The organism is Campylobacter sp. RKI_CA19_01121 (assembly GCF_025771295.1).
Lineage (GTDB): Bacteria > Campylobacterota > Campylobacteria > Campylobacterales > Campylobacteraceae > Campylobacter_D.
Genome location: NZ_JAKMQA010000001.1, coordinates 135,096 through 157,392, shown reverse-complemented (window position 1 = coordinate 157,392; position 22,297 = coordinate 135,096). Strand labels below are relative to the sequence as shown.

23 protein-coding genes are annotated in these 22,297 nt (G+C 30.1%); 21 read left to right on the top strand and 2 right to left on the bottom strand.

From position 1 onward, the window contains the following. Positions 1-106 precede the first annotated feature (106 nt). Positions 107-2,200 (top strand): RNA degradosome polyphosphate kinase, encoded by a 2,094-nt coding sequence (locus L8T90_RS00785; RefSeq protein WP_263682097.1) that lies wholly within the window; start codon positions 107-109, stop codon positions 2,198-2,200. A gap of 20 nt (positions 2,201-2,220) precedes the next feature. Here the strand turns inward: L8T90_RS00785 and rpoD are convergent, their stop codons facing one another. After that, positions 2,221-4,098, bottom strand: a complete 1,878-nt coding sequence (rpoD, locus tag L8T90_RS00780; protein WP_263678759.1) for an RNA polymerase sigma factor RpoD — start codon at positions 4,096-4,098, stop codon at positions 2,221-2,223. A gap of 135 nt (positions 4,099-4,233) precedes the next feature. Here rpoD and L8T90_RS00775 point away from each other — a divergent pair, with 135 nt between their 5' ends. The 14 genes from L8T90_RS00775 to purU all read left to right on the top strand — a co-directional run bounded on the left by L8T90_RS00775 (position 4,234) and on the right by purU (position 16,095). After that, positions 4,234-5,046, top strand: a complete 813-nt coding sequence (locus L8T90_RS00775) for a flagellar hook-basal body protein (RefSeq protein ID WP_263682098.1) — start codon at positions 4,234-4,236, stop codon at positions 5,044-5,046. 17 nt (positions 5,047-5,063) lie between these two features. Further along, on the top strand, positions 5,064-5,858 hold the full coding sequence (flgG, locus tag L8T90_RS00770; protein WP_039626513.1) for a flagellar basal-body rod protein FlgG: 795 nt from the start codon (positions 5,064-5,066) through the stop codon (positions 5,856-5,858). Between the two features lie 170 nt (positions 5,859-6,028). After that, entirely contained in the window at positions 6,029-8,803 is a 2,775-nt protein-coding gene (gene napA / locus L8T90_RS00765) for a periplasmic nitrate reductase subunit alpha (protein ID WP_263736439.1), read from the top strand. Positions 8,804-8,805: 2 nt separating this feature from the next. Further along, the gene (gene napG, locus L8T90_RS00760; RefSeq protein WP_263736438.1) at positions 8,806-9,555 is read left to right on the top strand and encodes a ferredoxin-type protein NapG; all 750 of its coding nucleotides are present in this window, start codon (positions 8,806-8,808) and stop codon (positions 9,553-9,555) included. Further along, the gene (gene napH, locus L8T90_RS00755) at positions 9,552-10,343 is read left to right on the top strand and encodes a quinol dehydrogenase ferredoxin subunit NapH (RefSeq protein WP_263736437.1); all 792 of its coding nucleotides are present in this window, start codon (positions 9,552-9,554) and stop codon (positions 10,341-10,343) included. Before napG ends, napH begins: the two co-directional genes overlap by 4 nt. Further along, complete coding sequence (locus L8T90_RS00750) at positions 10,333-10,851, top strand: nitrate reductase cytochrome c-type subunit (RefSeq protein WP_263663122.1); 519 nt, start codon at positions 10,333-10,335, stop codon at positions 10,849-10,851. Before napH ends, L8T90_RS00750 begins: the two co-directional genes overlap by 11 nt. Before the next feature lie 4 nt (positions 10,852-10,855). After that, positions 10,856-11,782, top strand: a complete 927-nt coding sequence (locus L8T90_RS00745) for a WD40 repeat domain-containing protein (RefSeq protein WP_263736436.1) — start codon at positions 10,856-10,858, stop codon at positions 11,780-11,782. After that, positions 11,769-12,104, top strand: a complete 336-nt coding sequence (locus L8T90_RS00740; RefSeq protein ID WP_263702116.1) for a chaperone NapD — start codon at positions 11,769-11,771, stop codon at positions 12,102-12,104. The genes L8T90_RS00745 and L8T90_RS00740 overlap by 14 nt, the downstream gene beginning before the upstream one ends. A gap of 2 nt (positions 12,105-12,106) precedes the next feature. Further along, complete coding sequence (locus L8T90_RS00735; protein ID WP_257396760.1) at positions 12,107-12,274, top strand: hypothetical protein; 168 nt, start codon at positions 12,107-12,109, stop codon at positions 12,272-12,274. 2 nt (positions 12,275-12,276) lie between these two features. Then, a complete protein-coding gene (locus L8T90_RS00730) occupies positions 12,277-13,449 on the top strand; it encodes an MFS transporter (protein ID WP_263736435.1) in 1,173 nt (390 codons plus the stop codon). A 61-nt stretch (positions 13,450-13,510) separates the two neighbouring features. Beyond that, positions 13,511-13,759, top strand: a complete 249-nt coding sequence (locus tag L8T90_RS00725; RefSeq protein WP_263736463.1) for a hypothetical protein — start codon at positions 13,511-13,513, stop codon at positions 13,757-13,759. Continuing rightward, positions 13,756-14,193, top strand: a complete 438-nt coding sequence (gene ciaD, locus L8T90_RS00720; RefSeq protein WP_263678750.1) for an effector protein CiaD — start codon at positions 13,756-13,758, stop codon at positions 14,191-14,193. The genes L8T90_RS00725 and ciaD overlap by 4 nt, the downstream gene beginning before the upstream one ends. After that, a complete protein-coding gene (locus tag L8T90_RS00715) occupies positions 14,162-15,271 on the top strand; it encodes a CCA tRNA nucleotidyltransferase (protein ID WP_263736434.1) in 1,110 nt (369 codons plus the stop codon). The genes ciaD and L8T90_RS00715 overlap by 32 nt, the downstream gene beginning before the upstream one ends. Beyond that, entirely contained in the window at positions 15,268-16,095 is an 828-nt protein-coding gene (gene purU / locus L8T90_RS00710) for a formyltetrahydrofolate deformylase (protein WP_039628491.1), read from the top strand. Before L8T90_RS00715 ends, purU begins: the two co-directional genes overlap by 4 nt. Before the next feature lie 28 nt (positions 16,096-16,123). On the opposite strand, the gene glnA is transcribed toward purU, so the two are convergent. After that, positions 16,124-17,554 (bottom strand): type I glutamate--ammonia ligase, encoded by a 1,431-nt coding sequence (glnA, locus tag L8T90_RS00705; RefSeq protein WP_263663129.1) that lies wholly within the window; start codon positions 17,552-17,554, stop codon positions 16,124-16,126. 201 nt (positions 17,555-17,755) lie between these two features. Between glnA and L8T90_RS00700 the strand changes: the two genes are divergently transcribed. From L8T90_RS00700 to L8T90_RS00675, 6 genes are read left to right on the top strand one after another with little or no spacing between them, the layout of a single operon-like run. Next, entirely contained in the window at positions 17,756-18,463 is a 708-nt protein-coding gene (locus L8T90_RS00700) for a protein phosphatase CheZ (protein ID WP_240379224.1), read from the top strand. Then, complete coding sequence (locus tag L8T90_RS00695) at positions 18,460-19,716, top strand: peptidase U32 family protein (RefSeq protein ID WP_263682107.1); 1,257 nt, start codon at positions 18,460-18,462, stop codon at positions 19,714-19,716. The genes L8T90_RS00700 and L8T90_RS00695 overlap by 4 nt, the downstream gene beginning before the upstream one ends. Continuing rightward, on the top strand, positions 19,713-20,207 hold the full coding sequence (gene purE / locus L8T90_RS00690; protein WP_263663130.1) for a 5-(carboxyamino)imidazole ribonucleotide mutase: 495 nt from the start codon (positions 19,713-19,715) through the stop codon (positions 20,205-20,207). Before L8T90_RS00695 ends, purE begins: the two co-directional genes overlap by 4 nt. Before the next feature lie 9 nt (positions 20,208-20,216). Next, the gene (locus tag L8T90_RS00685) at positions 20,217-20,723 is read left to right on the top strand and encodes a DUF3972 domain-containing protein (RefSeq protein ID WP_039668539.1); all 507 of its coding nucleotides are present in this window, start codon (positions 20,217-20,219) and stop codon (positions 20,721-20,723) included. Beyond that, a complete protein-coding gene (glyQ, locus tag L8T90_RS00680; RefSeq protein ID WP_039668538.1) occupies positions 20,720-21,580 on the top strand; it encodes a glycine--tRNA ligase subunit alpha in 861 nt (286 codons plus the stop codon). The genes L8T90_RS00685 and glyQ overlap by 4 nt, the downstream gene beginning before the upstream one ends. Further along, positions 21,570-22,295, top strand: coding sequence for a Nif3-like dinuclear metal center hexameric protein (locus L8T90_RS00675; protein WP_263736433.1), 726 nt, complete (start codon positions 21,570-21,572; stop codon positions 22,293-22,295). Before glyQ ends, L8T90_RS00675 begins: the two co-directional genes overlap by 11 nt. Positions 22,296-22,297: the final 2 nt, after the last annotated feature.

The window sequence follows — 22,297 nt, the reverse complement described above, 5'->3', positions numbered from 1 at the left end:
AAAGTATTATTTTTTATATAAATTTATTTACTATTATAAAAATAAAATAAAATTTAATAAAAGAAATACTAAAATATTACATACTAGAAAATAAGGCAGGTGTATTATGCAAATTCAACCATCAATGTATATTAATAGAGAACTTTCTTGGCTTGCATTTAATTCCCGTGTTTTAGATCAATGTTCTAAAGATCTTCCTTTGCTTGAAAAACTTAAATTTATTGCTATATATTGTACAAATTTAGATGAGTTTTATATGATAAGGGTAGCTGGATTAAAACAGCTTTTTATAGCAGGAATAAGCACAGCAAGTAATGATGAAATGACCCCACTTGCACAGCTTAAAGCTATTAGAAATTATTTACATGAAGAAAAATATGTAGTAGAGCAGTATTTTACTAAAATAACTCAAGATTTAGAAAAAGAAAATTTATTTATTCGTTTATATGAAGAACTTGACGAGGATTTAAAACAACAATGTAATGAGCATTTTTTTTCTAATATTTTTCCTGTGATAGTGCCTATTGCGGTTGATGCAACTCATCCTTTTCCGCATTTAAATAATCTTTCGTTTTCTTTAGCGGTAAAGCTTTGTGATCCTATGCATCCTGAACTTTTAAAATTTGGTATGATACGTATACCTAGGGTTTTACCAAGATTTTATCAAGTAAGTTCGAATATTTATGTGCCTATAGAAAGTATAGTGCGTCATCATACGGAGCATATTTTTCCTGGCTATAAGCTTTTATCTTCTGCTGCTTTTAGGGTAACTAGAAACGCAGATATGGAGATAGAAGAAGAAGAAGCTGATGATTTTATGTTGATTTTGGAGCAGGGTTTAAAGCTTCGTAGAAAAGGTGCTTTTATACGCTTGCAAATAGAAAAAGGCGCAGATGAGCAGTTGATTGAATTTTTAAGTTCTCATATGAATATTTTTCATAAAGACATTTATGAATACAGCATACTTTTAAATCTGCCATCACTGTGGCAAATCATTTCTAATAAAGAATTTACACACTTACTAAACCCTGTGTATACACCAAAGATTTTACCACCTTTTGGAGATAATGTATCTATTTTTAGTGCAATTGATAAACAAGATATATTGGCTATACAGCCTTATGAGAGTTTTGAGCCTGTATATCAATTTATCAAAGAAGCAAGTAAAGATCCTAAGGTTGTTTCTATAAGAATGACTCTTTATAGGGTAGAAAAAAATTCAAACATAGTCCAAGCTTTAATTGATGCAGCAAGTGATGGTAAGCAAGTTACAGTAATGGTGGAATTAAAAGCACGCTTTGATGAAGAAAATAATTTGCACTGGGCAAAATCATTAGAAAATGCAGGAGCTCATGTGGTGTATGGAATCACTGGTTTTAAAGTGCATGCAAAAGTAGCTCAAGTGATTAGAAAAGAAGGGGATAAATTAAAAATTTATAATCATTTAAGTACAGGCAATTATAATGCAAGTTCAGCTAAAATTTATACTGATGTGAGTTATTTTACTTCTAAAGAAGAATACTCTCAAGATACCACAACCTTTTTTCATATACTTTCAGGATATAGCAAAAGCCGTCGATTAAAGACTTTATCAATGAGTCCAAAGCAAATCAAAGAACGAATTTTAGATATGATAGCTACAGAAGCAAGTCATGGAAAAGATGGGGTAATCATAGCCAAAATGAATGCTTTAGTAGATGGTGATGTGATTAAAGCTTTATATGAGGCTTCAAATAAGGGTGTTAAAATAGATCTTATTGTGCGTGGAATTTGTTGTTTAAGACCTGGAGTAAAAGGGTATAGTGAAAATATAAAAGTTAGAAGTATAGTTGGAAAATATTTAGAACATGCCAGAATTTTATATTTTAAACACACTGAGCCAAATTATTTTATTTCAAGTGCTGATTGGATGCCAAGAAATTTAGAAAGAAGACTGGAATTAATGACTCCTATTTTTGATGAGCATTCGCGTGCAAAATTAGCCCAAATTTTAAAACTACAATTAAGTGATAATGATTTAGCTTATGAGTTAAACAGTGAAGGAAGATATCGTAAGATTACTTTAAATGAAGCAGAAAAAATTAATAATTCTCAACAAATTTTAGAAGAATATATTAGTAGAATTTTTAATACCTTGAAAAAAGATACTGATCATAGTAGAGCAGCACATTTAGCAACGAAGCTTTTTAGGGATAGCTAATCCTTGCTTTTTAGCAAGGATTATTTCCAACCTTCTATATAATTTTTAAGTTTTCTACCAACTTTTGGGTGTTTGAGTTTTTTTATGGCCGAGCTTTCTATTTGTCTTACTCTTTCTCTTGTGACATTTAGTTCTTTGCCGATTTCTTCTAAGGTTCTATCACTTTCATCATCCATTAAACCAAAACGCATTCTAATAACAGCTTTTTCTCTGTCATTAAGCTGATCTAAAACTTCATCAATTTGTTCTTTTAAATCATCTTTTAAAATGTGATCCATAGGTGAAATTGAAGTTCTATCTTCTACAAAATCTCCAAATTTACCATCATCTTCATTGCTAATAGGCGCTTCTAGAGAAATTGGTTCTTTAGTGATTTTAATCACTTGTTTTACTTTATCTACGCTAAGTCCTACTTCTTTAGCAATAATGCTTACATCAGGCTCTTTACCTTCTTTTTGTAAATATTCACGAATGATTTTATTGATTTGATTAATAGTTTCTATCATATGAATAGGAATTCTAATCGTTCTTGCTTGATCAGCAATAGCTCTTGAAATGGCTTGTCTAATCCACCAAGTTGCATAGGTTGAAAATTTATAACCGCGTTTGTATTCAAATTTATCTACCGCTTTCATTAAGCCTATATTGCCTTCTTGGATCAAATCTAAAAACGGTAATCCACGGTTAGTATATCTTTTAGCAATGCTTACAACCAAGCGTAAATTTGATTTTGCCATTCTGGTTTTAGCTTCATCTGAGATTTTTTTACCGCGCTTTATTTGCTCTAGAATTTCTTTTAGTTGATCTTTTTCTAAATCAAAAGAATTTTGGCTAGCTTCTTTAGTTTGAATGAGTTTTTTAATCTCCATATAAGTGCTTACCATCGTAGTTTCTAGTGCGCGTTCAGCGATTTCTTCTTTGCTAAGTTTTGTAATATCTTTTAAGATATCTTGGTGTCTTTGTTTTAATTCTTCTGAAAACATTGGCAAGCGATATTCTAAGCGTTTTAATTCTTTGTCAAATTCCTCATCGCTTTTTAAAGCTGTTTCCATGGATTTTACTATTTCAGAGATAAGTTTTGAAGTTGGACCTAGATCCATTAGTTTTTCTTTTAATATATTTTTCTTAAAAGCAATTATGAGTTTATCCAATAATTCATCATCGTTTTTTTCTGCATTAATAGTAGATATGGTTTTTAACCATTCTTTTTTTGCTTTTTCTAAGGCCTTAAAACTTTCTATAACTTTTAAGGTTCTTTCGTCTTCTTTTTTACTTGCTTTTTTAGGTTTTTTTTCACTTGAGTTTTCATTTTCCTCGTTTTCATTTTCTTCTTCAGAGTCTATTTCATCATCACTTTTATCATCATCACTTTTATCATCATCTTCAAAGCTTTTAAAAAGCTCTTTTACTCTTCTTTCTCTATTGATTAAAGGTTCTTTATAATCAAGTATAAAATCTATCAAATAAGGCACAGAACAAAAAGCATCAATAATAATATCTTCACCTAGCTCAATTTTTTTAGAAATTTCAACTTCCTCGTCCTTGTTTAAAAGAGCAATTTGTCCCATTTCTCTTAAATACATTCTAACAGGAGAGTCTGATCTACTCCATTCAAGCAAATCGTTTTCATTGGCTAAATCAAATTCATTTTCTAAACTCGTATCTTGTAATTTTTGTTTTTCTTCTTGTAATTTTTTTGCTTCTTCTAAATTTCTTTTTTTAGCAATTTCAGCTGAAGAAATTAATTCTACTTTATGTTTATCCATTAAATCGCGGATTTTTTTTGCACTTGTTGCATTTGGAAGTTTTGCAAAATACTTGACAAGTTTTTCATATGTGATATAATCTTTAGAATTTTCTTTGAAAAGTTCTTCTAAAACATTGGTTTCATTAGCCATGGATACCCCTTGTATTTAAGTAATGAGTGTAAAACTAAATATTATGCCTAAAAATTAATTAAAAACAAATAAAAACATTTTGGAACAGCTTTTGCTTTATCGTGTAGAAAATTAAGATTTTAGTTAGGAAAAACAATGCAAAATGGGTATTATCAAGCCACTGGTGCTATGGTTACGCAGTTTAATCGCTTAGATGTTGTAACTAATAACCTAGCAAATGTAAATACAAGTGGCTATAAAAGAGATAATGTTGTTATTGCAGATTTTAAAAGGATTTTTAAAGAAACTCAAGATGAGTTACCTATACAAAATCATACAAGAGATGCTGCAAGATTTGTAAATACAACTATAGATAGGGTTCCACAGGTTAATCACGTCTATACAAATTTTAGCGTAGGTTCTATGAAAATGACGCACAATCCTTTGGATTTAGCTCTTACTCGTGAGGATACTTTTTATTTGATTAAAACAAATAATGGTGAGGTAAGATTGAGTCAAGATGGAAATTTCCAGCTTGATGATGAGGGATATTTGGTAAATCGTCAAGGGTATAGAGTTTTAAGCAGTGATTATTTTAACAATCCTGAAAATGATGGCATACGCATAGGAAATTCCACTTCTTTTATTAATGTGGATAAAAATGGAATCATCAGTGCATCTAATCAAGATATAGCAAGATTATTCGTAGCGCAAGTTGATGATTTAAGAAATTTGCAAAAAGATGGCGATAATATGTATAAAATCGATAATTTAAACAAAATTAGAGATTTGCCAAATTCAAATGCCATTAAGCAAGGTTTTACTCAAGGATCAAATGTTAATCCAGTTACAGAAATGGTAGGATTAATCGAAGCAAATAGAATGGTTGAGATGTATCAAAAAGTTATGACATCTCATATGGATGATTTAAATCAAGAAGCTATTAACAAATTAGCAAGTACTAAATAAAACTAAGGATAGATAAAATGTTAAGATCATTGTACACAGCAGCATCAGGGATGGTATCACAACAAACACAAATTGATGTAACTTCAAATAATATTTCAAATGTTAATACAGTAGGTTATAAAAAATCACGTGCGGAATTTGCAGATTTGATGTATCAAACGATGAAATACGCAGGTACTTCAACCTCAAGCACCACAAAACATCCAAGTGGTATAGAAGTGGGTCTTGGTTCAAGAGTGACAGCTGTGAGTAAAATTTTTAGTGAAGGTAGTTTAAAACAAACATCAACTTCAGGTCTTGATATGGCAATCGCTGGTAATAATGGCTTTTTCCAAATTCAAATGCCTGATGGAACTATAGCTTATACTAGAAATGGTCAATTTACCAAAGATGCTGAAGGAAATATTGTAAATTCAGATGGTTATAGACTTTTGCCGGAAATGACTATACCTGAGGATGCTACAGCTATTAACGTAGCAAGTGATGGAACGGTTTCTGTTATGCAGCCAGGAAATACAGCTGAAACTCAAATAGGTCAAATTGAGCTTGTAAATTTTATTAATCCAGCGGGCTTGCATGCTTTGGGAGATAATCTTTTAGTAGAAACTGATGCAAGTGGAGCGCCTATTGCAGGTATAGCGGGAGAGAATGGATTTTCTGTAATCAAACATGGCTTTGTAGAGCTTAGTAATGTTCAGCTTGTAGAAGAAATGACAGATCTTATCACAGGGCAAAGAGCTTATGAAGCTGGCTCAAAAGCTATTACTACAAGTGATGATATGCTTGGTATTGTAAATCAATTAAAACGCTAGAATTAACTAGCGTTTTATAATATGCAAAAAATATTAAAAAAATACTAAAAAACTCCTATTTATAAATACTTATAAAATATTCTCTATTATAATTTAAATTTAAACTAATCATAGTAATATTATATTTATGTATTCTTTATATACATAAATAAACAATAACGAGGGATATAATGAACAGAAGGGACTTCATTAAAAATACCGCTATTGCTAGTGCTTGTGGTGTTGCAGGCCTTAGTGTTCCAAGTAGTGTACTTGCAAATACTGAGAATAAATGGCGTTGGGATAAGGCTGTTTGTAGATTTTGTGGTACAGGCTGTGGAATTTTAGTTGCAAGTTTAGATGGTAAAATTGTCGCTGTAAAAGGAGACCCAGCAGCTCCGGTAAATCGTGGATTAAATTGTATTAAAGGTTATTTTAATGCAAAAATTATGTATGGAGAAGATCGCTTAGTAACACCTTTACTTCGTGTAAATGCAAAAGGTGAGTTTGATAAAAAAGGAAAATTTCAACAAGTTTCTTGGCAAAGAGCTTTTGATGAAATGGAAAAACAATTCAAAAAAGCCTACAAAGAAAAAGGTGCGGAGGGGATTGGAATTTTTGCAAGTGGTCAATATACTATACAAGAAGGATATGCTGCTGCAAAATTAGTAAAAGCTGGTTTTAGATCAAATAATATAGACCCAAATGCACGTCATTGTATGGCTAGTGCTGTTGTTGGTTTTATGCAAACTTTTGGGGTTGATGAGCCTTCTGGTTGTTATGATGATATAGAGCTTACTGATACTATTATTACTTGGGGTGCAAATATGGCAGAAATGCATCCGATTTTATGGTCAAGGGTAAGTGATAGAAAATTAAGTAATTTAGATAAAGTTAAAATCGTAAATTTATCTACTTTTTCTAATAGAACTTCTCATATAGCAGATACTGAAATCATTTTCAAACCAAATACTGATTTAGCTATTTGGAATTATATCGCTAGAGAGATTGTTTATAATCATCCTGAAGCTATGGATAAAGAATTTATTGAAAAACATTGTATTTTTACAACAGGTTATGCTGATATTGGTTATGGAATGAGAAATAATCCAAACCATCCTAAATTTAAAGCAAGTGAAAAAGATACCGTAGCAAAACAAAATGCTATTATTGTAGATGAAGAAGAAGTAGTATCTTTGGCTTATTTGGGTGTAAAAGCAGGCGATAAATTTGAAATGAAACACCAAAATGCTCCTGATGCGCATTGGGAAATTTCATTTGAAGATTTCAAAAAAGCTTTAGAGCCTTATACACTTGATTATGTTGCTAAAGTTGCTAAGGGTAATGAAGATGAAAGCATAGAAGAATTTAAGAAAAAACTTCAAGAATTAGCAAATTTATATATAGAAAAAAATAGAAAAGTGGTAAGCTTTTGGACTATGGGCTTTAATCAACACACAAGAGGTACTTGGGTAAATGAGCAAGCTTATATGGTGCATTTTTTACTTGGCAAACAAGCAAAACCAGGAAGTGGTGCGTTTTCATTAACAGGACAACCAAGTGCTTGTGGAACTGCAAGAGAAGTAGGGACTTTTTCACATCGTTTACCTGCTGATATGGTGGTTGCAAATCCTAAACACAGAGAAATTAGTGAAAAAATTTGGAAAGTTCCTGCAAAAACGATTAATCCAAAACCAGGTGCTCCATACTTAAAAATCATGAGAGATTTAGAAGATGGAAATATCAAATTTGCTTGGGTACAAGTAAATAATCCTTGGCAAAACACTGCTAATGCAAACCACTGGATAGCAGCAGCTAGAGAAATGGATAATTTTATCGTTGTGAGTGATTGTTACCCAGGAATTAGTGCTAAGGTGGCAGATTTAATTTTACCAAGTGCTATGATTTATGAAAAATGGGGTGCTTATGGTAATGCTGAAAGAAGAACTCAACACTGGAAACAACAAGTATTGCCTGTAGGTGAAGCTATGAGCGATACTTGGCAAATCATGGAATTTTCAAAACGCTTTAAATTAAAAGAAGTTTGGGGTGAAACCAAGGTAAATGATAAACTTACTCTGCCAAGTGTTTTAGAAGAAGCTAAAGCTATGGGTTATAGTGAAGATGATACTTTATATGATGTATTATTTGCTAATAAAGAAGCAAAATCTTTTAAAGCAAACGATTCTATTGCAAAAGGATTTGACAATAGTGATGTTAATGGCGATGAAAGAAAAATTATAGGTAGTGACGGTAAAGAATTTAATGGGTATGGATTTTTTGTACAAAAATATCTATGGGAAGAATACCGCAAATTTGGCTTAGGTCATGGACATGATTTAGCTGATTTTGATACTTATCATAAAGTAAGAGGTTTAAGATGGCCTGTGGTAAATGGTAAAGAAACCCAATGGAGATTTAATACTAAATTTGATTATTATGCTAAAAAAGCTGCTCCAAATTCAGACTTTGCGTTTTATGGTGATTTTGCTAAAGAATTACCAAAAGGAGATTTACTAGCTCCACAAACTAAAGAAAAATACAGTTTAAAAAACAAAGTAAAAATTTTCTTTAGACCATTTATGAAAGCACCTGAAAGACCAAACAAAGAATATCCATTCTGGTTATGTACTGGTAGGGTTTTAGAGCATTGGCATAGTGGAACTATGACCATGAGGGTTCCTGAGCTTTTCCGTGCAGTACCTGAAGCACTTTGTTATATGAATGAAGATGATGCTAAGGCTATGAAAATTAATCAAGGTGATATTGTATGGGTAGAATCACGTCGTGGTAAAGTAAAAGCTAGAGTAGATTTTCGTGGTAGAAATAAACCTTCTAAAGGCCTTGTGTATGTGCCTTGGTTTGATGAGAATGTATATATAAACAAAGTTACACTAGATGCAACTTGTCCGTTGTCTAATCAAACAGATTTCAAAAAATGTGCCGTAAAAATTACTAAAGCATAAAAATGAAAAATAGAAGAGAATTTTTAGCCTTTGCTTTTAAGCTTTTGTGCATAGGAAGCGGAAGTGCATTTTTGGCAAGTTTAGCATTTAGCTCAAATCAGGAGTATTTTTTAAGACCTCCTGGGGCAGATGATGAAAAAGAATTTTTATCAAAATGTATACGATGTGGACTTTGTGTAAAAGCCTGTCCTTATGATGTTTTAAAGTTAGCAAATTTAGAAAATAGTGCTAAAAATGGTACGCCTTTTTTTGTAGCAAGAGAAAATCCTTGCAGGTTATGTGAGGATATACCTTGTATAAGAGATTGTCCTACAAATGCGCTAGATCATAAATATCTAGAGCAAAATAATGGAATTTATAAAACAAAAATGGGTATAGCTATAATTGATAGTGCAAGTTGTGTTGCTTATTGGGGAATTCAATGTGATGCTTGTTATAGAGCTTGTCCTTTAATGGATAAAGCATTAAAACTTGAAACAAAACGCAACGAAAGAACAGCAAAGCATGCATTTTTACTACCTGTGGTAGATCATGAAGTGTGTGTTGGATGTGGGATTTGTGAAAAAGCTTGTATAACACAAAAAGCAGCCATTAAAGTTTTGCCTAGAGAATTTGTTTTAGGAAAAGCTGGAGATAATTACATCAAAGGTTGGGATGAAAAAGATGAAAAACGTTTACAAGATGTAAACACAGATAAAAAATTCAATAAAAATAAGGTTAAAGATTATCTTAACGATGGAGAATTGCTATGAAGTATCTTATTTTAAGAAGAATAGTGCAATTGTCTATTTTAACTTTTTTTTCTTTTGGTGTATTTAATTTTATATTAAAAGGAAATTTAAGCTCTTCGGTTTTATTTTCTTCGGTGCCACTAAGTGATCCTTTTGCATTTATTCAACTTGCTTTAGCAAGTTTGCAAGTAGATTTGATGGCTTTAAGTGGTGCTTTGATAGTATTTTTGTTTTATGCTATTTTTGCTGGAAGAGCGTTTTGTGCTTGGGTTTGTCCTGTCAATATCATTACTGATTTTGCTTATTTTATTAGAAATAAATTAGGTTTTAATCAAGCAAGAATTTTTAATGTAAATAAAAATTTGCGTTATTATGTTTTGGCTTTTGTTTTGATTTTTTCTTTTCTTTTTTCTTTTCCTGTTTTTGAGGAATTTTCTTATATAGGAATAATCCAAAGAGGGATTATTTTTGGCGGTATTTCTTGGCTTTTGATGGCTTTGATTGTTTTTTGTATAGATACATTTTTTAGTCCAAGATTTACTTGTTCGCATTTTTGTCCTTTAGGGGCTTTTTGGGCTTTAAGTTCGCATTTTTCATTGTTAAAAGTAAGATATAGCTTACAAAAATGCACTAAGTGTTATAAATGTCTTGGAGTGTGCCCTGAAAAACAAGTGCTTTGGATGATAGGTAAAGAAAATCAAGATGTAAAATCAGGTGAATGTATAAGATGTGGAAAATGTATTGATATTTGCGGTGATGATGCTTTAGGTTTTAGTATAATAAATTTAAGGAGAGAAAATGAAAAATAAAATCTTTTTATCCTTAGCAGCAGCTGTTTTAATAAGTGCTTGTGGGCTTGCTGTTAAAAGTGTTGATTCAAAAGATATAGGTTTAAGAAAAACAAGTTTAGAAAGTGAAAATGTAGAATTATTGGATGCAAAATATTCTCAAGCAGTGGCTGGTGAATCTGTTTTGATTGAAAGATCGTTTGAAAATGCTCCGCCATTAATCCCGCACACTTTAGAGGATATGCTTCCAATTACTAAGGATAATAATATTTGCTTAAGTTGTCATGATAAGACTATTGCTAAAGATGTTGGAGCTACACCACTTCCAAGTAGTCATTATTTTGATTTAAGAAAAAACAAATCTACTAAAGATATGATAAGCGATGCAAGATTTAATTGTACACAATGTCATGTGCCACAAAGTGATGCTAAACCTTTGGTAGGAAATAGCTTTGAAGCAAAATTTAAAAGCGAAGAATCAAAGAAAAAATCTAATCTTTTAGATGTTTTAAATGAAGGTGTAAAATAAAATTATGAAAAAAATGTTTTTAATCTTACTAATGAGTATTTATGCATTGAGTTATGAGCTTAAGCTTGATTCAAATTTAAACGCTTTAAAGCTTGCTGATAATAGTTTGCTTATAGGACTTGATAATGGAGAAATAAAACAATATTTCCTTAAAGATAAAAAAATGCAAAAAATCATTCAGCTAGATAAGATTAAAAATTTTTACGAAGAAAATCTTAGCCCCAGAATTTATAGTATTGATTACTTAAATGGGGCTATTTTGATTTTAAGTGAAGGTGATTTTGGAAGTAAAAAATTATATGTTTATAAAAATAAACAACTTTTAAGCTATGATTTAGCTAATGATGGAGCAAAAAAAGCTTTGTTTTTAGATGATAATACTATTTTATTGGCCTTGCTAGGTTCTAATATAGAGCTTTTTGATCTAAAAACAAAAAGCGTTGTAAAAAATTTTACTTTTTCTAGTTCAAGCTTAAGTGATGTGGTTTTAAATGAAACTAAAACTCAATTAGTGGCAGGTTTTGAAAGTGGTGAACTAATGCTTTTTGATGTGAAGAAATGGCAAAAAATAAAAAGTTATAAAAATGTTCACAAGGATAATATTTATCAACTTGATTTTAAAAACACAATTATTGCAAGCTGTAGTACTGATAGAAAATTGGGCATAGTGCAAAATGATCAAGAAAAAAATATAGAAAGAGATTTTTTGATTTATACTTGTGCTTTAAATGAAAATGGTTCTATAGCGGCTTTTGGAGATAATGAAAAAAATATTATAGAACTTGTAAATACTAAAAACCTAAAAACAATAAAAAGATTCCAAAATAAAGATTTTTTGCTAGAATATCTTATATTTTTAAATGAGCATGAGCTTATTAGTGCAGGTTATGAAGATAAAATTATATTTTGGAGTATAGATGAATCTTTCTAGTGTGTTGATTTTAACTAAAGAAGAAAAAGTAGAAAAACTCAAAGAGCAAATTCAAAAAACACCTTGTTGTAGTGTGGAATTAGCTCAGGATGAAAAAATTATAGTAGTAATAGAAAGTGAAAATTTAGATGATGAGTTAAAAGCATATAAACAATTAGAACAGCTTGATGGGGTAGTGAGTATTAATATGGTTTTTTCTTATCAGGACTTAGACGAAGAAAGAGAAAAAATTTTAAAAGCAAATTTTGAGGCAAATGCTTTTGATGAGAATTTAAAAAAAGATAATATAGAATACTATGGCAATGTCTTTAGAAAGTATTGATTATGGTTTTTTTGATTCCTTTGATTTTTATCATTTCTTCTGTTTTTATTATTGATCATTTTTATTTTTCTAAGGAAAATGAAGTAGTAAAACAACAAAAGCAAATAGAACAAAAAAATATTAAGCAAGATAAACAAAAATACCTTGAAAATATATTAAATCAAAAATAATCATGTATACACAAATTTCATATAAAAAATTCTTTTGGATTAATATTTTGGTTGTAATTACCCTTGCTTTAAATTTAAGAGCGCCTATAACCTCTATAGGTCCTATGATAGAATACATTCAAGAATATTATAAGATAAATTCAGCCCTAGCAGGAATGCTTACAACTTTACCTTTGATAGCTTTTGGGCTTATATCTTTTTTCGTGGCGTATTTTTCGCAAATTAAAGCTTTGTTTTTTGCTTTGTGTTTAATTGTTTTTGGAGAGTTTATTAGAAGTTATGGGGGTAATATAGGTTTATTTTCTGGGGTTTTTTTAATTGGAGCAGGCATTGCAATAGCTAATGTTTTATTGCCTTCTTTTGTAAAAGAAAAATTTGCAAAAAATGCTTATAAAATTATGGGCTTATATGGATCAATTATAGGTTTATCTTCAATTGCTGGAGTGGCCTTATCACTTCCTTTGCTTAAAATTTTTGAGGTGCCTCAAGCTATGTTTTTTTGGGTTGTTTTAGCTTTGATTGCTTTGATTTTTTATTTTCCGCATTTGAAAAACAAAAGATTATTGCGTCCTAAGAAGAAAAACATCAATAAAATAAATCTTTTTTTGAATTTAACAGCTTGGAAAGTTACTATTGTAATGGGACTGCAAAGTTTTTTATCTTATAGTCTTTTTGCTTGGCTTAGTGTGATGATAAGTGAAAAAGGTTTTGGAATTGATTTTGGTTCTAATGTTTTATTACTTTCTCAAATCATAGGTATGCCTGTGGCGTTTTTATTGCCTATTGTTTTAGGAAAACTAAGAGCTCATGCTAAGGGTTTTGTTATTATAACATTGGGTTTTTTATATGTTTTAAGTTTTATTTTGGTGTTTTTTTGTGATGTAAAATTAGTATTGTTGTTAGCAGCTATTTTCTTAGGTTTTGCATCTAGTGGGGTTTTTACAATTTCATTATTGTTTATTGCTATAAAAAGTTCAACTTCTTTTATAGCAGCTAAACTTTCTGCCATGTCACAAGGCATAGGGTATTTAATAGCAGCTCAAGCACCTTGGATTATAGGTATGCTCCATGATAGTTTTGGAAATTTTACTTTAGGCTTTATCATGCTTATTACGGTAGCTATAATACTTAATATTTTTGTATTTTTAGCATATAAAGCTCCTATGATTAAGTAAAAATTAAAATAAATTAAAGTCTTTTTTGTTAGAATTTTGACATTTTATTTTTTGTGAGTTGATAATGCGATATACAGTAACAGAAGCCTCTATTTATGAAGCACAAGGTTTAAAAGATGAAGCTTTGGAGATTTATAAAAATATATTAAAGCAAGATCCGCAAAATAAAAATGCTATTGATGCTATAAGGCGTTTAAGTGGTTTGCGTTCTAATCATGAAGATTTAAATTATGATATGCTTGATTTTTTTGTTAATATGAAAAGCGAAAAAGAAGTTAATGAATTTAAAAGGTGGTTAATAAAACTATGAATATAGAAGATTTAGCAAAAATGGCCATAAGTGAAGTTAATTCAGAGTTAGATAATAAAAAAAGTAAAAATGATGAATTTACTCCTATGGTAGAGGAAATTACTCAAGAAAAAAATACTAATATCCAAGAAGATAAAATAAAAAAAGAGATTAATCAAGTTGCGCAAGAATTGATCCAAGAATTAGATGATTTAGAAGTAAAAGTTAAAGAAGATAAACAAGCTATGACTATTAAGGTTGAAGCTTTAGAGGAAAAAGAAGAAAGTATTATAAATAATGAAGAATTTTTCTTAAAAAATATCAGAGAGCGTATTTTGGTTTTATTTGAAGGATTAAAAAATACTAAAGATGAGCATATAGAAAAAAGGCTAGATATTACAATTACTTTTTTAGAGTTTTTACTTGCAAAGATTGAAGATAGACTTAAAAAATGATCATGATTTTTTAAGAATTAAAAATATACTTAAACCTTACACACAAAGAGCTTATTTGGTAGGTGGTTGTGTAAGGAATTCTTTTTTAGATTTATCTAGTGATGATTATGATATAGAAATTTATGATATTGAGCCTAAGCTTTTTGATGAACTTATGCAAAAACTTGGTGCAAATGGAGTAGGAAAAAGTTTTTTTGTATATAAATACAAAAAATTTGATTTAGCTCTAGCGCGTTATGAAAATAAAATTTCTACAGGCCATAGAGGTTTTGAGGTTAAAGTTTGTAATGATGAACAAGAAGGAGCTAAAAGAAGGGATTTTACCATTAATGCATTGATGGTAAATATTTTTGATTTTAAGTTTTTAGATTTTTTTAATGGTTTGCAAGATTTACAAGCAAAGATTATAAGACATATTGATGATATAAGTTTTGTTGAAGATAGTTTAAGAGTGCTTCGTGGAATTTCTTTTGCATGCAGGTTTGATTTAACAATTGCAAAAGAAAGTTTAAAATTAATGCAAACTATGGATATAAGTGATTTATCTAAAGAGCGTATTAATAATGAACTTTATAAAATTTTTAAAACTTCAAGACTAAATAAAGCTTATGAGTATTTCAAAATTTTAAATTTAGAAGAAAAAATATTTTTTTATCAAAGCTGTAATGAAGAATTTGAAAAACTTTTAGAGCATAGTCAAAAATTAATTTACGATGAGGCTTTGTATTTATATTTGTATTTGAATTTTTTTCATATAAATAAAGAGGAATTTTTTAAAAAAACAAAATTAAAAAAAGAACTATTAAAAAAATGTGAACAAGAGTTTATTTTAGGTAAAATTGATGATTTTAATTTAGCTAAAATTGCTTTAAAAATTCCACTTTGTAAATGGCTTGGGCTTTGGAATAATGAGCGTATAGCACAAGCAAAGAAGTTAAATTTATATCATCATACTTTTGAAAGTAAAATTAGTGCCAATGATTTACTAAAGGAAGGATTTAGTGGGAAAGAGCTTGGGATTGAGCTTGAAAAAAGAAGATTGCAAGAATTAAAAAACTATATAAAGGAGCAAAAATGAATGAATATATTTTAAAAATTTCAAGTAGTGATGAAAAAGGATTGATTTATAGAATTTCAGATGTTATTTTTAAATATAGAATCAATATTATAAAAAATGATGAATTTGTTGGAGAAAATCGTTTCTTCTTTAGGGCACATTTAGAAGGTGAGCTTGATATAAAAGCTTTTAAAGGAACGCTTGAGGCTATGCTGCCTGATAATGCACAAATTGAAATTACACCAAAGAGAAAAAAAGATATTATTGTTTTAGCTACCAAAGAAACTCATTGTTTGGGTGAATTACTTATTCGCCAATTTAGTGGGGAATTTAACGCAAATATTAAAGCAGTTATTGCAAATTATGAGGTGTTAAAACCTTTAGTGGATAAATTTAACATACCTTTTCATACTATTTTAGCGCAGGATTTAAGTAGGCAAGAGCATGAAGAAAAATTACTAGAGTGTTTAAAACAATATGAGTTTGATTATATTGTTTTAGCAAAATATATGAGAATATTATCTCCATCTTTTGTGGAGCATTTTGAAGGAAAGATTATTAATATCCACCATTCTTTTTTACCTGCATTTATAGGAGCTAATCCTTATAAGCAAGCTTATGAAAGAGGAGTGAAGATTATAGGCGCAACAGCACATTTTGTAAATAATAACTTAGATGAAGGACCAATTATTACTCAAGATGTTATACCAGTTACTCATGAATATTCTTGGCAGGCTATGCAACAAGCAGGACGTAATGTGGAAAAAAATGTTTTTTCTAAGGCTTTGGATTTGGTCTTTGATGATAGGATTTTTATACACGAAAATAAAACGATAGTGTTTTAAATTTTTGATGCCAAAAAGGCATCAAAAATTAGCAAGAATAACAAGTTTTAAACTCATATGCAGTTGGTCTAGCTTCTACAGGCCATACTTGGGTTTCAAATTTCATATGTTGATAATCATCAATAAACACATCACTCATAACAGGTTTTAAGAAAGCATTTTTTCTAATGAGTGCTTCTAAAGATCCTCTTAAAGTGTGAGGTAATTGCTCTATACCTTTTTCTCTAATCTCATCTAGGGTTAGTGCAAATAAATTTTCATCCATAGGGCCAACCGGTATGGTTTTGTTTTTAATACCATCAAGTCCTGCCATAAGCAAGCTTGTAAAAGCTAGGTAAGGATTAGAAGTGCTATCAGGAAATCTTATTTCTACTCTTGCACTTTTTTCGTTAATACCATAAGGAACACGACAACTTGCAGAGCGATTTTGACAAGAATAAGTTAATATACAAGGTGCTTCAAAACCTGGAACTATTCTTTTATAGGAATTTGAGCTAGGATTGGTAAATGCGGCAACACTTCTTGCATTAGCTAAAATTCCACCAATGTAATTAATCGCACATTCGCTTAATTTTCCATAGCCTTCTTTATCATAGAATAAATTTACTCCATCTTTCCAAAGACTCATATGTACATGCATACCACTTCCATTATCTCCATAGAGTGGTTTTGGCATAAAAGTTGCTGTTTTTCCATTTAAATGTGCTACCATTTTTACTACATATTTGTAAATTTGTACATTATCAGCAGCTTCAACTAAATTTCCAAATTCTACACCAATCTCAGCTTGTCCTTGTGCTACTTCATGGTGATGTACGAAAGTTTTTAAACCCACTCTTTCTAAAACTTGTACCATTTCAGCTCTAATATCTACACTAGAATCAATAGGGCTTACAGGAAAATACCCACCTTTATTTCTTGGGCGATGTCCGCTATTGTAACTATCTGTGAAATCTTTATTATCATTCCATTCACCTTCTTCAGTATCTACTTCATATTTTGCACAATGAGAAGAATCAACTATTTTTACATTATCAAAAATAAAAAATTCATTTTCAGGACCAAAATAAGCTGTATCGGCGATATTGCTTGTACTTAAGTGTTGCATTGCTTTTTTGGCAATACTTCTTGGACATTTTTCATACATTTGATCTTTATAAATATCATATACATCACAAATTACTATGATAGTAGGATCTGCTGTAAATGGATCTAAGAATGCACTTTCTACATCAGGTTTTAAAATCATATCCGATTTTTCTATAGGTTGCCAACCGTGTAAAGAGCTTGCATCAAAAGGAATTCCATTTTCAAAAGTTTTATCATCAATTGCTTTTATATTGTAAGTAATATGGTGCCAAGTACCTATCATATCAGTAAATCTAAAATCAACAAATAAAACTTCATGTTCTTGACAATAACTAAAAAACTCACCAATGTTATTTACAAACTTACCCATTTTCTCTCCTTTTTAATAGGTATTAATTTATTTTTTAAGATTGTAGTATATTTTTATTAAATTAAGTTTAAATTAATATTTTTTTTATGGTCAAATACAAAAAAATATTAATTTATATAATTAATTAACAAAATTAATATTGGTTTATATTTTTTTATAATATAATTTCACATTAGTTTTTTATATTAAAAAGGTGTAAAAATGACTCAAGAAGAATTAGATGCTTTAATGAATAGCACTGAAGATTTAGATCTTGATTCTGTAGAAGAAACAGAAACAAAGCCTGAAACAGAGTATGAAGATGAGGAAAAAAATAAACAAATTGTTGATGCAATGATTAATGGTGATTATAAAGCAAGAGCAGATATGGCATGGCCACCACCACCACCTAGCAAAGAACATAAAGTTGTGCATCAGCTTGATGATGTTACAAGAGATAGTGAAATCAAAGCTACTGAAATGATGGAAAAGTTAGAAATTATTAATGATTTCTTTGCAAATTCAGAAAATGAGCTTTGTGTAATTAGCGATGCTTTGAATAAAAATATAGAAATTTTTGAAAAACTAAATGCAAAATTTCCTAATGTTGTAAGCTTTAAAGAAGCTATAGAAACTAACAATAATGCTAAAAATATTATAGATGAAATCACGGGTTGTTTACAAACTGGACAAGATGAGGTTATGATGGCAATGGATGCTATGCAATACCAAGATATTCACCGTCAAAAAATCGAACGTGTTATTAATGTTATGAGAGCTTTAAGTAGATACATGAGTAGTTTATTTGAAGGTAAAATTGATGATGAAAAACGCGTAGGATCGGCTGTGCATATTGAAGGTGATACAACTACAGATGTTGTAAGCAATGATGATATTGAGGCATTAATCGCAAGTTTAGGCAAAAAATGATTGTTCCTGAAATAGTAGCTCCTGCGGGAAATTTTACAAAATTAAAAATAGCGTTAGCTTATGGAGCTGATGCTGTTTATGCGGGAGTGAGTAATTTTTCATTAAGAGCAAGAACTGCTAGGGATTTCAATTATGAAACTTTTAAAGAAGCCATTGATTATACTCACACAAGAGGAAAAAAAATTTATGTAACCATTAATGGTTTTCATTTTAGCTCACAAATTGAGGGTTTAAAAAGGCATATTTTAAAATTAAAAGAAATGAAACCTGATGCTTTTATAGTAGCTTCTGTAGGTGCTATGCGTTTAGTCAAAGAACTTGCACCTGAAATCAATCTTCATGTATCCACTCAAGCTAATATTTTAAACTATTTAGACGCTCAAGTCTATAAAGACATGGGAGCTAAGCGTGTTGTTATAGCAAGAGAGCTTGGCTTAAAAGATGCAAAAGATTTAAAAAATAATTGTGATATCGAGCTTGAAAGTTTTGTGCATGGCTCTATGTGCTTTGCATATTCTGGTAGATGTTTAATAAGCTCAGTACAAAGTGGACGCATGAGCAATCGCGGTTCTTGCGCAAATGATTGTAGATTTAATTATGAGCTTTATGCGAAAAATCCAGAGACAAATACACTTTTTAGATTAGAAGAAGATGAAAATGGCACACATGTATTTAACTCTAAAGATTTAAATTTAAGCTCATATATTCAAAAGATCATGCAAGAAAATTGTATTCATGCTTTTAAAATAGAAGGAAGAACAAAAAGTGAGTATTATGTAGCTTTAACTACAAGAACATATAAAATGGCAGTGCAAGATGTATTGGAAGACACTTTTGATGCTGCTAAATATGAAAAAGAAATCCATACTTTAAAACACAGAGGTTTTACGGATGGATATTTAGTCTCAAGAGCCTATGAAAAAACCGATTCTATTAATCACAATACAAGCATAGAAGAAGGAACTCATCAAGTGCATGCTATTAGTGAAGATGGTGAGTTTTTTAAATGTAAAGGCAAGATAGAATTAAACAAAGAATATGAAATTTTAGCTCCGGTTAATTCTAATATAGAATTAGGAGAAAATAAACTAGGTTTAATCTATGAAAATGATGGTAAGAAATTTATAGTTTTTAAGCAATTATTGGCCAAAAATAATAAAGAATTTAGTGAAATTCATAGTGGTAATGAAAATGAAATTACTTTACCGTTTAAGCTTCCAGAATTTAGCTTTTTAAGAAGGAGTGTTGAATGAAATTTGTTTCTATATTGATGGGAAGTAAGAGTGATTATGATGTAGTGAAAGAAGCTTTGGGAATTTTGGAAAAATTTGATGTTAAATATGAAATTTTAATCACTTCAGCACACAGAAGTCCTCAAAGAACCCAAGAATACATCAAAAATGCCGAAGAAAAAGGTGCAAAAGTATTTATTGCAGCAGCAGGTATGGCGGCGCATTTAGCAGGAGCTGTTGCAGCACATACAACAAAACCTGTTTTAGGCATACCTATGCCAGGAAGTAATTTAGCAAGTATGGACTCTTTATTTTCTACTGTGCAAATGCCAAGTGGAATTCCTGTAGCAACTTTGGCCATAGGCAAAGCAGGGGCTATTAATGCAGCTTATTTAGCTGTACAAATTTTAGCTATAGAGGATGAATCTTTAGCGCAAAAATTATTAGAAGATAGAAAAAAACAACAAGAAAAATTAATTCAAGATTCTAGTACAATTGAAGTTTTTCTTTAAGGAGTATTTATGCAAACTTACTTGAAGTTAAAAGAATTTTGTCAATTAGTGCATTTATCTGAAGATGTTGTAAAAGGAATGATGGCAAATGGTGCTTTAAATTTCAAAGAAGAAGAGGGTGAAATTTATATTGAGGCTAATCAAGGAACATTTAGTGTGGTTCCAACAAGCTCAAAGCAACCTGCTATGGTAAATTCTATGACTTTAGCAGGAGAAAGTTTTGTAGAAAAAACCATAGGAACTATTTTAAACTTACACGAAAAAGTTCTTGATGCTAAAGATGAGACCTTAGAAGCTTTAAAGGGTGAGAATAAATTTTTAAAAGATGCTCTTTATTCTATGCAAGAACTTTATGATGAAGATAGAAAAACCATAGAAAATCTTAACGAGCAACTCAAATATGCGCGCAATGAAGTGGAATTTCTAAAAAGAAAATACAAAATGATGTGGAATAAAACAGTAGAGTTATATGCAAATTCACCTGAAAAGCCAGAAGAAATAAAGGAAGAAAAATGACTTTTTCTCAAATGATATTAAACTTACAAGAATTTTGGCAAAAACAAGGTTGTGCCATTATGCAACCTTATGATTTTCCAGCAGGTGCAGGGACTTTTCATCCTGCAACTTTTTTAAGAAGTTTGGGTAAAAAACCTTGGGCAGCTGCTTATGTAGCACCAAGTAGAAGACCAACTGATGGAAGATATGGTGAAAATCCTAATAGACTAGGTGCTTATTATCAATTTCAAGTTTTGATTAAACCAAGTCCTGATAACATCCAAGAATTATATTTAAAAAGTTTAGAAAATTTAGGTTTTGATTTAAAATCACATGATATTCGTTTTGTTGAGGATAATTGGGAGAGTCCAAGTTTAGGTGCTTGGGGTCTGGGTTGGGAAGTTTGGCTTGATGGCATGGAGGTAACACAATTTACTTATTTTCAGCAAGTTGGCGGTATAAGCGTAGATTTAGTAAGTGCTGAAATTACCTATGGCTTAGAAAGACTCGCAATGTATTTGCAAGATGTAGATAATGTATATGACATAGTTTGGAATGAATTTAACGGTGAAAAAATTACTTATAAAGATGTTCATAAGCAAGGTGAGTTTGAATTTAGTAAATATAATTTTGAAGTAAGTGATGTTAAAACTTTAAATGTGCAATTTGAAAATGCTTATAATGAGTGTAAAAATGCATTAGAAGCAAAGCTTGCTTTGCCTGCATATGATTATTGTATGTTAGCAGCGCACACTTTTAATTTGCTTGATGCAAGAGGAGCTATTTCAGTAACTCAAAGACAAGACTTTATGCTTAAAATTAGAGAATTATCTAAAAATTGTGCTTTGGTGTATAAAGAAAGTTTAGATGAAAATTAAAGAAATTTATGATTATTTGGATGCTATTAGCCCATTTAGTACGCAAAGTTCATGGGATAATAGCGGCCTATTACTTGGAACTTTAGATCAAGAAATAAATCAAATTTATCTTGCTCTTGATGTGGATATGCATTTAATTGAAAATGCACGTGAAAATTCACTTTTTATAGTTCATCATCCTTTGATTTTTAAAGGTTTAAAAAACTTAAGCGGGGTGTTTTATCCGCAAAATATTCTTACTAAAATGATACAAAAAAACATAGCTTTAATTGCTATGCATACGAATTTTGACTTAAGTCATTTAAATGCTTATTTTGCTCGTGAAATTTTAGGTCTTAAGATTAAAGAACAAAATGAGTTTTTAATTTATTGTGATGTTGATTTTAAATTTAGCGATTTAATTAATCATGTAAAAAAAAGTTTAAAGCTTGATTACATAAGAGTTGTAAATGCAGGTAATGAGAAAATTAAAACTTTAGCAATATGCACAGGTAGTGGAGGAGATTTAATTTCTAGTGTTAAGGCAGATTGCTTTTTAAGCGGAGATTTTAAATATCATCAAGCTTTGGAAAGTTATCATAATAAACTTAGTTTGATTGATATAGGACACTATGAAAGCGAATCTTGTTTTGGTAAAATTTTAGCAAAAGATTTGCAAAAATTTCATTTAGAAGTTATAATATCAGTTTCAAAAAATCCATTTCAATATTTTTAAGG